This is a genomic window from Rhodovastum atsumiense (assembly GCF_937425535.1).
GTDB lineage: Bacteria > Pseudomonadota > Alphaproteobacteria > Acetobacterales > Acetobacteraceae > Rhodovastum > Rhodovastum atsumiense.
Genome location: NZ_OW485601.1, coordinates 6,297,072 through 6,311,690, shown reverse-complemented (window position 1 = coordinate 6,311,690; position 14,619 = coordinate 6,297,072). Strand labels below are relative to the sequence as shown.

Genomic DNA, 14,619 nt, shown 5'->3' with positions numbered 1-14,619 from the left:
TCAGGCTCCGGAGAGGGCGCGGGCGCGCTGCACGCCGGCGGGCGTGAGCTCGAGGCGCCAATGGCATTGCAGGCCGCCGGGGGGCAGGCGGATCGGGTCGCGGATCAGGTCGGCGGCAACGGCGGCGGCGACCGCGTCATGGAAGGCGGCAGTGTCCAGGGATCCCCCTGCCAGCGCCTGGACGCGTTGCCGCGCCTCGTCGGCGTTGGCGGCGGTCACCGCATGGTGGAAGCCCACCCGCAACAGGACGTCCAGGGGATCGGCCACGTCAGGCCCGCTGGCGCTCGATCAGCTCGACGAAGCGGTGGAACAGGTAATGGCTGTCGGTCGGGCCGGGGCTGGCTTCGGGGTGGTACTGCACGCTGAAGGCGGGGCGGTCGTCGCAGGCCAGGCCTTCGTTGCTGCCGTCGAACAGCGAGACATGGGTGACGCGCACGCCGGCGGGCAGGGTCTTCTCGTCCACCGCGAAGCCGTGGTTCTGGCTGGTGATCTCCACCCGGCCGGTGGTCAGGTCCTTGACCGGCTGGTTGGCACCGCGATGGCCGCGTTCCATCTTGTAGGTCTTCGCCCCCAGCGCGAGCCCGAGCAGCTGGTGGCCGAGGCAGATGCCGAACAGCGGCTTGCCGGAGGCGAGCACGCCGCGGATCGCCGGCACCGCGTATTCGCCGGTCGCCGCCGGGTCGCCGGGGCCGTTGGAGAGGAACACGCCGTCCGGGTCATGGCGCAGGATGTCCTCGGCGGTGGCGGTGGCCGGCACCACGGTCACGCGGCAGCCGGCGGCGGCGAGGCAGCGCAGGATGTTGCGCTTGGCGCCGAAATCCACCGCGACCACGTGGTATCGCGGCGCTTCCTGGCGGCCGAAGCCGGTGGGCCAGGCCCATTCCGTCTCGTCCCAGGAATAGCCCTGCGTGCAGGAAACCTGCTTCGCCAGATCCATGCCGGCGAGTCCCGGCCAGGCCCGCGCCTGTGCGACCAGGGCGGGGATGTCGAAGCGGCCATCGGCGGGGAAGCTGATCAGCCCGCTCGGCGCGCCGCCGTCGCGGATGCGGCTGGTCAGCGCGCGGGTGTCGACGCCGCCGATGCCGCTCACGCCCTGCGCCCGCAGCCAGGCATCCAGGTGGCCGGCGGCGCGCCAGTTCGAGGGCTCGGTGACGTCCTGCTTCACGACCAGGCCGCGCGCGGCGATGGTGGTCGCCTCGATGTCTTCCTGGTTGATGCCGACATTGCCGATATGGGGGAAGGTGAAGGTGATGATCTGCCCGGCATAGGACGGATCGGTCAGGGTTTCCTGGTAGCCGGTCATGCCGGTGTTGAAGCAGACCTCGCCCACCGGGGCGGTCGCGGTGGGGGCGCCGAAGCCGCGCCCCCAGAACACGGCGCCATCGGCCAGCACGAGGGCAGCGGTGGCGCCCTGCGGCGCATCGGTCGGATCGGTCATCTTGCTACCCTGCACGGGGATCGGGTCGGGGCGGGATGGGGCGCCGGGCATCGCTTCCAGCGGCAGGCCGGTGGCCTGGATCAGCGTCGGCCAGTGCCGGGCGGGGACGGCCCGCGCCTGGCGCCATTTGCGCACGGCCTCGGTGCCGACGCCAAGGCGCCGCGCCGCCGCCGCCGCGCCACCCAGCAGCGCGATGATCTCGTCCACATTCGCCATAGGGGCAAAATATGGGAAATTTCTTCCCAAAGCAATGCGCCCATGCCATGGGTGGGAAGTTCCTTCCCATGGGGGTTCGGGCCGGAGTCCGAACGCTATATAGGAGGGATGCTGTTACCGGAGGCACCGATGGCCCTGCGCGAGCAATTCACCGAGCAACTGAAGACGGCCATGCGGGCAGGGGATGCGCCGCGCGTCTCCACCCTGCGCATGATCCTCGCGAAGCTGAAGGACGTCGACATCGCCGCCCGGCCGAAAGGCATCGAGCACGTCTCCGACGACGAGATCCTGGCGATGCTGCGCGGCATGGCGAAGTCGCGGCGTGAGAGCGTGGAGCTGTACCGCCAGGGCAACCGCCCGGAGCTGGCCGCCAAGGAAGAAGCGGAGATCGCGCTGATCGAGACCTTCCTGCCGAAGCAGATGGATGAGGCGGAGCTCGCCGCCGCGGTGGCGGCGGCCATCACCGAGACCGGGGCCGGCTCGATCAAGGACATGGGCAAGGTGATGGGGGCGCTGAAGGCCAAACACGGCGCGGCGCTCGACATGGCCCGGGTCGGGCCGGTGGTGAAGGCGAAGCTCGGCGGCTGACCGCCGCTTCCCCCGCCGCCCTGGCCTGAGGCCCCGGCATGGCGCTTCCCCCGGCCTTCCTCGACGAGCTGCGCGCGCGCACGCCGCTGCCGGCGGTGATCGGCCGGCGGGTGAAGCTGGCGCGCGCCGGCCGGCAATGGAAGGGGTGCTGCCCGTTCCACGGCGAGAAGACGCCGAGCTTCTACGTCTACGACGACCACTATCACTGCTTCGGCTGCGGCGAGCATGGCGATGCCATCAGCTTCGTCATGCGCAGCCAGGGCGTCTCCTTCACCGAGGCGGTGGAGCAGCTCGCCGCCGAGGCCGGGCTGGAGGTGCCGAAGCCGTCCCCCGCCGTGGCCGCGGCCGAGCGGCGGCGCCTTGACCTGTATGCGGTGCTGGAGGCCGCCACCCAGGCCTTCCAGCGCCGCCTGTTCCTGCCGGAAGGGGCGCGCGCGCTTGCTTACCTGCGCAACCGCGGGCTCACTGACGCGACCATCCGCGGCTTCGGCCTGGGCTGGGCGGGCGAGGGGCGGGGGGCGCTCGCCGCCGAACTGGCCCGCGAGGGCATCGAGCCGGCCCAGTTGATCGAGGCCGGGCTGATGAAGCCCGCCGAGTCCGGCCGCCCCGCCGCCGACATGTTCTTCAACCGGGTGATGTTCCCGATCCGCGACCGCCGCGGCCGGACCATCAGCTTCGGTGGCCGCATCCTCGGCGACGGCCAGCCGAAATACGTCAACGGCCCGGAAACGGCGGTGTTCGCCAAGCGGCGCACCCTGTTCGGCCTCGACCTCGCCCGCGAGGCGGCGCATGGCGGCGCCAGCGTGGTGGCGGTCGAGGGCTACATGGACGTGATCGCCCTGCACCAGGCCGGGTTCGGCGGCGCGGTGGCGCCGCTCGGCACCGCGCTGACGGAAGAGCAACTCGCCGAGCTGTGGCGGCTCTCGCCGGTGCCGGTGCTCTGTTTCGACGGCGACGCCGCCGGCGCCCGTGCGGCCGGCCGGGCGGCGGAGCTGGCTTTGCCGCATCTGACCGCCGAGCGCAGCCTGAAGCTCGCCACCCTGCCGCCGCCCGAGGATCCGGACACGCTGGTGCGCCGGCCCGACGGGGTGGCGGCGTTCCAGGCCGTGCTCGATGCCGCCCGGCCGCTGTCGGAGGCGCTGTTCGACCTGCTGCGCGAGAGCCTCGGCGACGCCACGCCCGAGCAGCGCGCCGCCTTCAGCCGGCGGCTGGAGGAAGTGGCCGACCAGATTCCTGACCGTGCCCTCGGCTGGGAGTACCGCGCCGCGTTCCGTGCCCGTTTCCGCGAGCGCTATCGGGGCGGCCGCCCCGGGGGGCGCCCGGGGGCGCGCGGCGATGGCGCGCGGTCGGTCGGAGGCCGTCCGGGCCGAATCGGGGGTGGCGACTCGCGGCCGGCGGTGACGGCGCCTCCACCCGCCCCGCCCGGCGCCGATGCCATTGCCGCCGAGCAGGCCCGCATCCTGGTCGCCATCCTGCTGCGCCATCCGGTGCTGCTGCAGGAGGTCGAGGAGCGTTTCGGCAGCCTGGTGTTGCCGGAATCCCTCGCCAGACTCCGGTCAGCCATGCTGGAATGGTTCGTTGGCTCCGAACATCTTGACTCCGCGGAGCTGATGACCCACCTCACCGCGGTTGGACTGGCGGCGGAAGCTGCGCAGGCCCTTTCGGCATTGCCCATCCCCTTGCCGGAATGCGCCTCGCCCCGCGCCATGCCGGCAGAAGCCGAGGCAGGCTGGTGGCACATCTTCGGACTGATGCATCGCAGCCGTCTGGACGAGGAAGTCGCGCTGGCGCAGCGCGATTTCGCCGTCCGGATGGACGCCGCGACGCAGCGTCGGCTGATTTCGCTGCGCGCCGCCCAGGAAGCCCTCAACCGGGGCGAACAGGGACTGGAGACCGACCGATGAGGCGCAGCCTGCCGCACGGGCCTCACACGGTTCCGCACGCCTGCCCGCTCTTTGGCCCCCTCTTTGGAGTTCGCTGATCGATGGCCACGAAGCCCGCCGTGCAGACCGATGCCGCCACGACCGACCCGGATGCGGACACCACCCTGCTCGACGTCCAGTCGGCCGCGGTGAAGCGGCTGATCGCACGCGGCAAGGAGCGCGGCTACATCACCTTCGACGAGCTCAACGCCGTGCTGCCGCCCGAGCAGAACAGCTCCGAGCAGATCGAGGACGTGATGGCCAATCTCAACGAGATGGGCATCCAGGTCGTCGAAGGCGAGGAGACCGAGGAGGGCGAGGGGCCCGCGGCCAAGATCAAGGAAGCCGACGAGGGCGGCGACGAGGAGCAGGCCGGCAACGTCGACGAGGAAAGCCTCGGCCGCACCGACGACCCGGTCCGCATGTACCTGCGCGAGATGGGCAGCGTCGAGCTGCTGTCCCGCGAGGGCGAGATCGCCATCGCCAAGCGCATCGAGGCCGGCCGCGACATGATGATCGGCGGGCTGTGCGAGAGCCCGCTGACCTTCCGCGCCATCATCGCTTGGCACGACGCGCTCAAGGCCGGGCGCATGCTGCTGCGTGACATCATCGACCTGGAAGCCACCCAGGGCGGCCCGGCCAATGGCGGCGCCGACGCCGAGGCCGAAGTCGAGGGGGCGGAGGGAGCCGAGCCCGGCGACCCCGATGCCGAGGCCGCCGCCTTCGCCCCGCCCGCCGACGACGAGGACGGCGAGGACGGCGAGGGCGCCGGCCTGTCGCTCTCGGCGCTGGAGGAGAAGCTGAAGCCCGAGGTGCTCGCCACCTTCGAGGAGATCGAGAGCCTCTACAAGAAGCTCTACAAGCTGCAGCAGAGGCGGCTGGAAAGCATCACCTCCGGCGAGGACGTCAACCAGAAGAACGAGAAGGTCTACGAAAAGCAGCGCGAGGAGCTGGTCTCCAAGGTTGAGCAGGTCCGCCTGCACAACAACCGCATCGAGGAACTGGTCACCCAGCTCAAGCAGCTCAACCAGCGCCTGACCGGGCTGGAAGGCCAGTTGCTGCGCATGGCCGAGAGCTGCAAGGTCACGCGCGACGACTTCCTCAACCAGTACCGCGGCAACGAGCTCGACCCGAACTGGATGGAAAAGGTCGGCCGGCTGCCGGGCAAGGCGTGGAAGAACTTCGTGGCCAAGCACGGCACGGACATCCCCGTGGTCCGCGCCCAGATCGCCGCCGTCGCCAATGAAGCGGGGCTGCCGATCAGCGAGTTCCGCCGCGTCTACGCCACCGTCTCGCGCGGCGAGCGCGATTCCGCGCGCGCCAAGAAGGAGATGATCGAGGCCAACCTGCGGTTGGTGATCTCGATCGCCAAGAAGTACACGAACCGCGGCCTGCAATTCCTGGACCTGATCCAGGAAGGCAACATCGGGCTGATGAAGGCGGTGGACAAGTTCGAGTACCGGCGCGGCTACAAGTTCAGCACCTATGCCACGTGGTGGATCCGCCAGGCGATCACCCGCAGCATCGCCGACCAGGCGCGCACCATCCGCATCCCCGTGCACATGATCGAGACGATCAACAAGCTGGTGCGCACCTCGCGCCAGATGCTGCACGAGATCGGCCGCGAGCCGGCGCCCGAGGAACTGGCCGAGAAGCTCGGCATGCCGCTCGAGAAGGTGCGCAAGGTCCTCAAGATCGCCAAGGAGCCGATCAGCCTGGAGACGCCGATCGGCGACGAGGAGGACAGCCATCTCGGCGACTTCATCGAGGACAAGAACGCGGTCATCCCGCTCGATGCCGCCATCCAGGCCAATCTGCGCGAGGCCACCACCCGGGTGCTGTCCAGCCTGACCCCGCGCGAGGAACGCGTGCTGCGCATGCGCTTCGGCATCGGCATGAACACCGACCATACGCTTGAGGAAGTCGGCCAGCAGTTCAACGTGACCCGCGAGCGCATCCGCCAGATCGAGGCCAAGGCCCTGCGCAAGCTCAAGCACCCCAGCCGCAGCCGCAAGCTGCGCAGCTTCCTCGACGACTGAGGCGCGGAGAGAGAGAGCCATGAGCCAGGTCGCGGAACCCGTGATGCGGGCCGAGGTAGTGGTGACGTTCCTGCGCATGGACCGTCCCCCCGCCGATCCCGCCCCGTCCTTCCCGCCGGGGCTGGAGGTGGTGGTCGAGCCGTACTGCTCGGTGGCGACCTACCGGCGGCTCTACAACACCGTGGGCGCGTCCTACCTGTGGTGGCTGCGCCGGGCGATGCCCGATGCGCAGCTCGCCGCCCTGCTGCGCAGCCCGGCGATCTCCATCCACATCCTGCGCGATGGCGATCGCGAGCTCGGCTTCTACGAGCTGGACGCGACCGCCTGGCCCACGGTCAATCTCAGCTATTTCGGGCTGATGCCGCCGGCGGTCGGGCGGGGGATCGGCCTCGCCTTCCTGCGGCATGCCGTCGACCAGGTCTGGAGCAGCGGGGCCAGGATGATGACGGTAAACACCTGCACCGCCGATCACGAACGCGCCCTGCCGACCTATCTGCGGGCTGGCTTCCGCCCGGTGCGGGAGGTGCGCGAGCACTGGGCGGTGCCGGTGCGGCTCGGCCTGGAACTGCCCGCCCGCCTGCGCGGCTGAGTCCCCGACCACCCGCCGCCGGTGGTCTTGGTGGGGCGGTAATCCTGTCCTATACCGGGCCCGCATGGGGCAGAGGGGGCGGCATGACCCGGGCATCGCAATGGGCATGGGCGCGGTCCGCCCGCATTGGCATGCGGCAATGACCCGACTTTGGATCGATGTCGAGGACCTGATCGTCTACGCGCTGGCCAATGCGCGGCCGAGCGGCATCCAGCGACTGACCTTCGATCTCTACCAGGCGTTGCGAAGTCTTTACGACGCCTCCGGCCAGGTCGGCTTCGTCCGCCACGACGCGCTGCGCGGCGGCTTCGCCACCGTCGCCTGGGACGAGGTGGCGGCCATGTTCACCAGCCTGCGCGCCGAGGCCGTGCCGGCGCCGGAACCGGACATCCCGGCGACCGGCGGCCGGCCCGGGCTGCTGCGCCGCGCGCTGCGGCCGGCCGTGTACCGGCTGCCGGAGGAAGTGCGCCGCCCGGTGATCCTGGCGGGGGTGGCCCAGGCCGAGGCGCTGCGCCAGCTCGGACGGGCGGCGCAGTCCGGCAGCCGGCTGCTGCGCCGCAGCCTCGCCCGCGACGGAACGACGCAACTGCGCGGCCTCGGGCCGCGGCCACGCCAACCCCTGGCCGAACTGGCGCGGCCGGGTGACGTGCTGCTGGCGCTCGGGGCCTCCTGGACGCCCGAATATGCCGGGCTCGTGGCCGAGGCGAAGGCGAAGCTCGGCCTGCGGTTTGGCGTACTATTATATGACATCATCCCGCTGCGGCGCCCGGAATGGTGCAAGGGGGACCTGGTGGGGCGCTTCCGCGCCTGGTTCCACGGCGTGCTGCCGCTCGCCGATGTGCTGCTGGCGATTTCCCGCCACACCGCCGCCGATGTCGAGGACTACGCCCACCGCCATGGCGTGACGCTGCGCGCGCGGGTGCGTCCGATCCCGTTGGGCACCGGCTTCGTTGGGCAGGCCGCAGAGGGGCAGGCCGAGGCCGGGTCGGTGCGGCCGGACCTGCCGGCGCCGGGCAGCTACGTGCTGTTCGTCTCCACCATCGAGGCCCGCAAGAACCACGCGTTGCTGGTCCGGGTCTGGCGCCGGCTGCTGGAGGAACTGCCGGAGGGGCAGGTACCGACGCTGGTCTTCGCCGGCCGGGTCGGCTGGCTGGTGGGCGACCTGCTGGAGCAGTTGCGCAACTGCGACAACCTCGACGGCCATGTCCGCATCGTCGCCGATCCGACCGATGCCGAGCTGCTGGCGCTGTACCGCGGCTGCCGCTTCACCGTGTTTCCCTCGCTCTACGAGGGTTGGGGCCTGCCGGTCACCGAAAGCCTGGCGCTGGGCCGGCCCTGTGTCTGTTCCAACGCGACCTCGCTGCCGGAGGCCGGGGGCGAGCTGGTGCGGTTCTTCGACCCCGAAAGCGTGGCGGACGCCACGCGCGTGATCCGCGACACCCTGCAGGACCGGTCCCGGCTGCAGGCCTGGGAAGCCCAGGTGCATGGCAGCTTCCGTCCGGTCCCCTGGACCGAGACGGCGCGCGCGGTGATGGACGCGGCAAGCCAGGCGTCCGTGCCGGTGCACGCCTAGGAAGACGCCGGCATGTCATGCGCTGTTCCGGGCACGATGTCGTTTCCTCTTCCCGGGACTGGGCTGCGCCGCTGGCATTCCGCCTTGGTGCTGTTGTTGGCCGCCTGTGCCTGGGTCCCGGTCGGTGCGCTGGCCGAGACCCTGCCCAGGGTACAGGGGCCGGCGCGGACCCAGGCCCTGCCCAGGGCGCAGGCCACCTCGCGGGAGAACGCCGCACGGGGGAGCGCGCCAAGACCGGAGGCGTCACCTGCTTCCAGGCCGGTTCCCACCCCCGAAACGGCCCCCGCCGAGGTGGCCCCGATGGAACTGGCGGCCAGGGATACCCCTCCGACCGACCCTGCCTCCCGCGCCGCTACGCTGCGGGTGGTATTGCCGCAGCTTCCCCAGCAACTTGATCCCGCGCTGGCCGGCAGCGGCGAGGACCATGTCGCCGTCCACCTGCTGTACGATGGTCTCACCCGCTTCGACCGCGACATGGTCACCCGGCCCGGCCTGGCCGAAAGCTGGACGGCCTCCGACGACCTGCGCAGCTGGACGTTCCGGCTGCGGCCGGAGGTCCGTTTCCATCACGGGCGGCGCCTGGAAGCCGACGACGTGATGGCGACGATGACGCGCATCCTGGATCCGCGCACGGGCTCGCCCGGGCGCGCCGGGCTGGAGATGGTGGTGCGCGTGGAAGCGATCGATGCCCGGACGGTGCGCTTTACGCTGACCGCTCCCTACGCGGCCTTCGCCGACCTGTTCGCCGACCGGTCGTTGCGCGTGGTGCCGCGCGACCGGGTCGAGGGGCTCGGCGGCGCCCCTGTCGGCACCGGGCCGTTCATGCTGCGCGGCGGACTGCGCCCCGACCGGCTGGAACTGGTGCGCAACCCGGCCTACTGGGAGCGCGGGCTGCCCCGGCTGGCGGCGGTGGAACTGCAGGGCATCGCCGATGCGACGGCACGCGAAGCGGCCCTGGCCGAGGGCACGGCCGACATCCTGTGGATGCTCTCGGCCGAGGCGGCGGAGCGGCTGCGTGGTGACCCGGCGCTGCGCGTCGATGCGGTGCCGACCGGAAGCTGGGACGCGGTGGTGCTGCACAACGGCCTGCGGCCGTTCGATGATCCGCGGGTGCGCCAGGCGCTGGTGGCGGCCCTCGACAAGGCGGCGCTGATCGAGGCCGCCTTCCCCGGCCAGGCCGTGCCGACGCACAGCCCGATCCCGCCGGGCCATCCCTATTACGAGGACCGGCTCGGCCATGCCGCCGCCGATCCGCCGCGGGCGCGCCAGTTGCTGGCCGAGGCCGGCTATCCCAACGGCATCGATGTGACGCTGCACGTGCCCGCCGAGCGGGAACGGCAGGTGCGGCTCGGGCTGGCGGTGCGGGAGATGGCGCGGGCCGGCGGCTTCCGCATCACCGTGGAGCGGGTGCCCTATGCCGCCTGGGCGTCGCATGTGCAGGGGCGGCAGGCCATGTTCATCGATGGGGCCTCGGCCCGGCCGACAGTGGACACCGCCCTCTATCCCTGGTTTCATTCGGGCGGCTTCTGGAACAGCCTGCTCTGGCATTACCGCAGTGCCCGGATGGACGAGCTGCTCGATCTGGCCCGTCGCACCGGCGAGGAGACGCGCCGCGCCGACATCTTCCATGAAATTCAGGCATTGGTTGAACAGAACGCGCCCGGAATCATTATCTCCGTGGCATTGCACATGAACGGTGTGCGCCGGGCCGTGCAAGGCTTCCGGTCCTCGCCAATGCAGTGGCTCGATCTCAAGGACGTCATCCTTTCACCGTGACGCCGCGGGAGGTAAAACGTGGCCTCGTGTTACAAGCCGCAAGTGTCGATCCTGGGTTGATTTTTTCCGCAATGGTGTTGCAGGACTGCCACATCCCTGCCGACATCGGCGGAACGACGAGAACTCTTCTTGGTGTTGAATGCCGGCGGTGGATAATAGTTCTCACGGTTTCGTGAGGGCGTGGCATGTTGAAACGAAAGATCAGGCCGAGCCAGGAGGTTTCTGGCCCAAATATCGTCGTGCTGCGACAGCGCGTCATGCCGAACCACCGTGCCCTGCTGGCGCGCTGGCTGGAAGCGGGGCGTTGCATGGGGTTGTGCGACGCATCCGCGTTCGGCCCGTCCCCTGGCGAGATCGACAGCGACCATGTGCTGGTCTGGGTGCGTGAAAATCCCGATCCCGCCTATCTGATCACGCCGGATGGCATGAACTGGCTTGTCACCGACTGGTTGCGCCGCGAGCCGCTGGCGCAGCTTTCGACCTTCGAGGCGGCGCTGAATTTCATTCGCCCGGTGTTGAAGCTGACCGAAGCCGCCTGAGATGTCCGGCCCGCCCGGTGTTCCGGGCGGGGTTGTTTCCCGGAATGCTCAGACCCGACGGCCGTGGGAGCCACGTCGCGGCCCAATATGTCGCAGCCTCGTCATGGACCGGATGTCCGGCATGGTTCGCCCTGACCGGTGATGCGGCCACGAAGCTTCGCCGCCTGCTGCCCGACCATTGGCGGAAGGCGGGGAGCTTACGCGATTGTGACCGTCCGGAGCCGCTGGCGAGGCGGCGTTCCCCAGAAAAAATTCAACCTATGCGTTAGAATTCTGACCGTGATGTGTCGGTCCCTTCCTCCTTTGCGAACGCTTCTGGCGTTCACCTTCAGCACGGTCGCGCTGCTGGCTGCGGTTGCTACGGCTTTGCTCGGGGGGCACGACGCGGCCGACCGGATCGCCGCGCGGGAGATGCGGGAGATGGAGCGGCTGGCCAGCCAGTTCGGCGGCATGCTGGTCCAGGGCGAGGCGATCCATCTGGCCGGGCTGCGTGCGGCCGCCCAGATGCCGGCGTTGCGCCATCTGCGGGCCGATGATGAGGAACGCCGGGCCTTGCTGCGCGCCGTGAGCGAGGCCTACCCGGGCTTCAACCAGGTCAGCCTGCTCAGGCCCGATGGCCGGGTGATCATGGATGCCTGGGATGCGCAGAGGGGATCCGTGACGGCGGCTGACCATGCCGCGTCCGGGATCGCGCCGCTGCCCGGGTTCGGCGTGCCGGTTTCCGGTGCCGACGGGCGTCTGTTCGGGATGCTGGCGGCCCGGCTGTCGCCGGAGTGGATGCGCGACATGATGGTGGCCTTCCGCGCCATGCTGCGCGAGCCGCTGGTGCCGGAGATCATGGTACTCCGGCAGGACGGCACGGTGCTGCTGGGGCCGCCCGGGCTGGAGGGCAGCATCGTGCCGGTGGGGGCCGGGCTGCAGGATTGGCCGGACGGGACCAGCTATTTGGTCGGCACTGCCGCGATCACCTCCTCCGGGGCCTTTCCCGAGCGGTCGCTGCTGGTGATGACGCGATTGCCGGCCGGGGTGGCGCTGGCGCCGGTGCGGCAACTACAGCGGCAGGTGGCCCTTGCCGCGGGCGTGGCGGCGGCCCTGGCCGGCGGACTGGGATGGCTGCTGGCGCGCGCGATCGCCCGTCCGGGCGAGGCGCTGGCGACAGCGGCGCGGTTCCCCGGTGATGCCGCCGGGCAGGGGCCTGGTTTGGGCCTGGGCAGTGCCTGGTATCGCGAGGCCCGCGAGGTGGCGGTCGGGTTGCGCGGCCTGGTGGTGGATATGCGCCGCATCGCCCGCCACCGGGCCGAGGTCGAGGCGCGGCTGCAGGAACTCAATACGACGCTGGAGCAGCGCGTGGCCGAACGTACCGCGGCGCTGGAGGCGGCGACACAGCAGCTTGCCGCGGCACAGCGGCTGGAGGCGATCGGCAAGCTCACCGGCGGCGTTGCGCATGGCATCAACAACCTGCTGCAGGTGATCGAAACGGGGCTGACCCTGTTGCACAGTTCCGATGATTCCGCGCGCCGGCGGGTGGCGGAGGCCTCGATGGCCAAGGCAGTGGATCGCGGCGCACGCCTGACCCGTCAATTGCTTGCTTTCGCCCGCCAGCAATCCCTGGCACCGCAATTGCTTGATCCGGGCCGGCTGTTGGAAGAGAGCCGCGACCTGCTGGCCCAATCGCTGCGGGACGACATCAGGCTCACGATGGACATCGCTGCGGATACCTGGCCCGTAATGGTGGACCGAACGCAGTTGGAAGTGGCATTGTTAAACATCGCGGTGAACGCGCGGGATGCCATGCCGGCAGGGGGACATCTGCACATGGCCACCGCCAATGTCACGTTTCCCGATACGGCGACGGCACCGGACGGGTTGGCCGGGCGTTTCGTTCGTATCGCGGTCACCGACAATGGCGAGGGCATGCCGGCTGAGGTGCTGGGACGAGCGTTCGAGCCGTTCTTCACCACCAAGGACCCGAGTCGCGGCAGCGGGCTGGGGCTGTCACAGGTCTGGGGCTTTGCCCGTCAGTCCGGCGGCACGGCGCGTATCGAAAGTCGCCTCGGGGGAGGAACGACGGTCACTCTGTTGCTGCCGCGGGCGGATGGGCCGGTGATGGACGAGAAAGGCGTACCCGCGACGCCGGCAGCCGAGGAGGGTCAACGCATGGTGTCGGTCTTGCTGGTGGAGGACGATCCCGACGTCGCCGAACTGTTGAGCGAGGTGCTGGAGACGCTTGGCCATCGCGTGCGCCACCTGCCCACGGGGGCGGCGGCGCTGGAGGCGATCAAGCGTGGCGAGCGCCCGGACGTGGTGATCACCGACATGATGATGCCGGGCGGCGTCAATGGTCTGGCGCTGGCGCGGGAGCTGCGGGCACGCCTGCCGCATCTGCCGGTGGTGCTGGCAACTGGCTACAGCGAGAAGGCAGCGGAAGTGCAGGAGGCCGGCGTCCCGGTGCTGCACAAGCCGTTCCGCGCGGCTGAGCTGGAAGCGGTGCTGGAGCAGGTGATCCGGGGCGGCGGCATGGCTGGCGCCGAGGCCAGCCACTGAGGCGGGGCGGCCCCTGGCCCTCGTTCGCTGCCGGCTGTCCCGCGCGGCCCTGGGTCCCGCGGGTTGCCTCTGGCAGAAGCGGCGCCGGGGGGGCAGGATAACTGCGGAGAGCGCCCTATGCACATCGATACCGATCGCAGCACCGACTGGCTTCGCACCGCCGCCGCCGCCGCCCGTGCGGCTTCCGCCACGCTTGCGCGCCTGCCGGAAAGCACCCGCAACGAGGCGCTGCGGGCGGCTGCGACCAGCCTGCGGGCGCGGTCGGAGGCGATCCTGCAGGCCAATGCCGCCGACCTGGCCGCCTATGATGCAGGCCAGGGCAGCACCGCCTTCCGCGACCGGCTCGCCCTGACCCCGGCGCGGGTCGAGGCGATGGCGCGGGGCCTGGACGACATCGCCGCGTTGCCGGATCCGCTCGGCCGCACGCTCGCCGACTGGACGCGGCCGAACGGGCTGCGCATCCGCCGCGTCGCCGTGCCGATCGGCGTGATCGGCATGATCTATGAAAGCCGCCCGAATGTCGGCGCCGATGCCGCCGGGCTCTGCCTGAAGGCGGGCAGTGCGGTGATCCTGCGCGGCGGCTCGGACAGTTTCCACAGCGCCGCGGCGATCCACGCGGCGGTCACCGAGGGGCTGCGCGCCGCCGGCGCGCCGGCCGAGGCGGTGCAACTGCCGCCCGCCACCGATCGCGCCTATGTCGCTGCCATGCTTGGCGCGGCCGGGCAGATCGACCTGATCATTCCGCGTGGCGGCAAGGGCCTGGTCGAGCGGGTGCTGCGCGAGGCGCGGGTGCCGGTGCTGGCCCATGCCGAGGGGCTCTGCCACACCTACGTGCATGCGGCGGCCGACCCCGAAATGGCGCGGCGGATCCTGGCCAATGCCAAGATGCGCCGCACCGGCATTTGCGGCGCTACCGAGACGTTGCTGATCGATGCCGCCATCGCGCCGTCGCTGCTGCCGGTGCTGGTCGCCGATCTGCGTGCGCTCGGCTGCGATTTCCGCGCCGACGACCGCGCCCGGGCAATCGTGCCGGAGCTGCCGGCGGCGCAGCCGGCGGATTTCGACACGGAATGGCTCGATGCGGTCCTGTCGGTCGCGGTGGTCGATGGCGTGGCGGATGCGGTCGCGCATGTGCGCCGCCATGGCAGCGAGCACACCGACGCCATCGTCACCGGGGACGCGGAAGCGGCGCGGCAATTCATCGAAGGGATCGACAGCGCGGTCGCCATGTGGAACGCCTCGACGCAGTTCTGCGACGGGGGTGAGTTCGGCTTCGGCGCCGAGATCGGCATCGCCACCGGGCGCATCCATGCGCGCGGGCCGGTCGGGCTGGAGCAGTTGACCACCTTCCGCTACGTCGTCACCGGCACCGGCCAGACCCGGCCCTGAGGAGAC

General features: G+C 70.6%; 11 protein-coding genes. 9 read left to right on the top strand and 2 right to left on the bottom strand.

Going from position 1 to position 14,619, the window contains the following annotated elements:
- Both NBY65_RS28415 and carA read right to left on the bottom strand, forming a co-directional pair.
- Complete coding sequence (locus tag NBY65_RS28415) at positions 1 to 267, bottom strand: hypothetical protein (RefSeq protein ID WP_150043490.1); 267 nt, start codon at positions 265 to 267, stop codon at positions 1 to 3.
- Between the two features lies 1 nt (position 268).
- Positions 269 to 1,654, bottom strand: a complete 1,386-nt coding sequence (gene carA, locus NBY65_RS28410; protein ID WP_150043492.1) for a glutamine-hydrolyzing carbamoyl-phosphate synthase small subunit — start codon at positions 1,652 to 1,654, stop codon at positions 269 to 271.
- Positions 1,655 to 1,783: 129 nt separating this feature from the next.
- Between carA and NBY65_RS28405 the strand changes: the two genes are divergently transcribed.
- From NBY65_RS28405 to NBY65_RS28360, 9 genes are all read left to right on the top strand, one after another.
- Positions 1,784 to 2,242 carry a GatB/YqeY domain-containing protein gene (locus tag NBY65_RS28405; protein WP_150043494.1) on the top strand — a complete coding sequence of 153 codons (459 nt, stop codon included), beginning with the start codon at positions 1,784 to 1,786 and terminating at the stop codon, positions 2,240 to 2,242.
- A gap of 38 nt (positions 2,243 to 2,280) precedes the next feature.
- The gene (gene dnaG / locus NBY65_RS28400; RefSeq protein WP_150043495.1) at positions 2,281 to 4,146 is read left to right on the top strand and encodes a DNA primase; all 1,866 of its coding nucleotides are present in this window, start codon (positions 2,281 to 2,283) and stop codon (positions 4,144 to 4,146) included.
- An 80-nt stretch (positions 4,147 to 4,226) separates the two neighbouring features.
- Positions 4,227 to 6,203, top strand: coding sequence for an RNA polymerase sigma factor RpoD (gene rpoD, locus NBY65_RS28395; protein ID WP_150043497.1), 1,977 nt, complete (start codon positions 4,227 to 4,229; stop codon positions 6,201 to 6,203).
- A gap of 19 nt (positions 6,204 to 6,222) precedes the next feature.
- A complete protein-coding gene (locus NBY65_RS28390) occupies positions 6,223 to 6,792 on the top strand; it encodes a GNAT family N-acetyltransferase (RefSeq protein WP_150043499.1) in 570 nt (189 codons plus the stop codon).
- A gap of 139 nt (positions 6,793 to 6,931) precedes the next feature.
- Positions 6,932 to 8,365 carry a glycosyltransferase family 4 protein gene (locus NBY65_RS33945; protein WP_150043501.1) on the top strand — a complete coding sequence of 478 codons (1,434 nt, stop codon included), beginning with the start codon at positions 6,932 to 6,934 and terminating at the stop codon, positions 8,363 to 8,365.
- 87 nt (positions 8,366 to 8,452) lie between these two features.
- On the top strand, positions 8,453 to 10,141 hold the full coding sequence (locus NBY65_RS28380; protein WP_239002996.1) for an ABC transporter substrate-binding protein: 1,689 nt from the start codon (positions 8,453 to 8,455) through the stop codon (positions 10,139 to 10,141).
- A 257-nt stretch (positions 10,142 to 10,398) separates the two neighbouring features.
- A complete protein-coding gene (locus NBY65_RS28375; RefSeq protein WP_338110432.1) occupies positions 10,399 to 10,680 on the top strand; it encodes a hypothetical protein in 282 nt (93 codons plus the stop codon).
- 303 nt (positions 10,681 to 10,983) lie between these two features.
- The gene (locus tag NBY65_RS33940) at positions 10,984 to 13,224 is read left to right on the top strand and encodes a response regulator (RefSeq protein ID WP_162530775.1); all 2,241 of its coding nucleotides are present in this window, start codon (positions 10,984 to 10,986) and stop codon (positions 13,222 to 13,224) included.
- Between the two features lie 117 nt (positions 13,225 to 13,341).
- Positions 13,342 to 14,613 (top strand): glutamate-5-semialdehyde dehydrogenase, encoded by a 1,272-nt coding sequence (locus tag NBY65_RS28360; RefSeq protein ID WP_150043509.1) that lies wholly within the window; start codon positions 13,342 to 13,344, stop codon positions 14,611 to 14,613.
- The last annotated feature ends 6 nt before the right edge of the window (positions 14,614 to 14,619 follow it).

Bases quoted from the DNA above. Each gene is read 5' to 3' on its own strand.
- dnaG (WP_150043495.1), top strand. From the start codon at position 2,281: ATGGCGCTTCCCCCGGCCTTCCTCGACGAGCTGCGCGCGCGCACGCCG.
- NBY65_RS28390 (WP_150043499.1), top strand. From the start codon at position 6,223: ATGAGCCAGGTCGCGGAACCCGTGATGCGGGCCGAGGTAGTGGTGACG.
- NBY65_RS28405 (WP_150043494.1), top strand. From the start codon at position 1,784: ATGGCCCTGCGCGAGCAATTCACCGAGCAACTGAAGACGGCCATGCGG.
- carA (WP_150043492.1), bottom strand. From the start codon at position 1,654: ATGGCGAATGTGGACGAGATCATCGCGCTGCTGGGTGGCGCGGCGGCG.
- rpoD (WP_150043497.1), top strand. From the start codon at position 4,227: ATGGCCACGAAGCCCGCCGTGCAGACCGATGCCGCCACGACCGACCCG.
- NBY65_RS33945 (WP_150043501.1), top strand. From the start codon at position 6,932: ATGACCCGACTTTGGATCGATGTCGAGGACCTGATCGTCTACGCGCTG.
- NBY65_RS28360 (WP_150043509.1), top strand. From the start codon at position 13,342: ATGCACATCGATACCGATCGCAGCACCGACTGGCTTCGCACCGCCGCC.
- NBY65_RS28375 (WP_338110432.1), top strand. From the start codon at position 10,399: ATGCCGAACCACCGTGCCCTGCTGGCGCGCTGGCTGGAAGCGGGGCGT.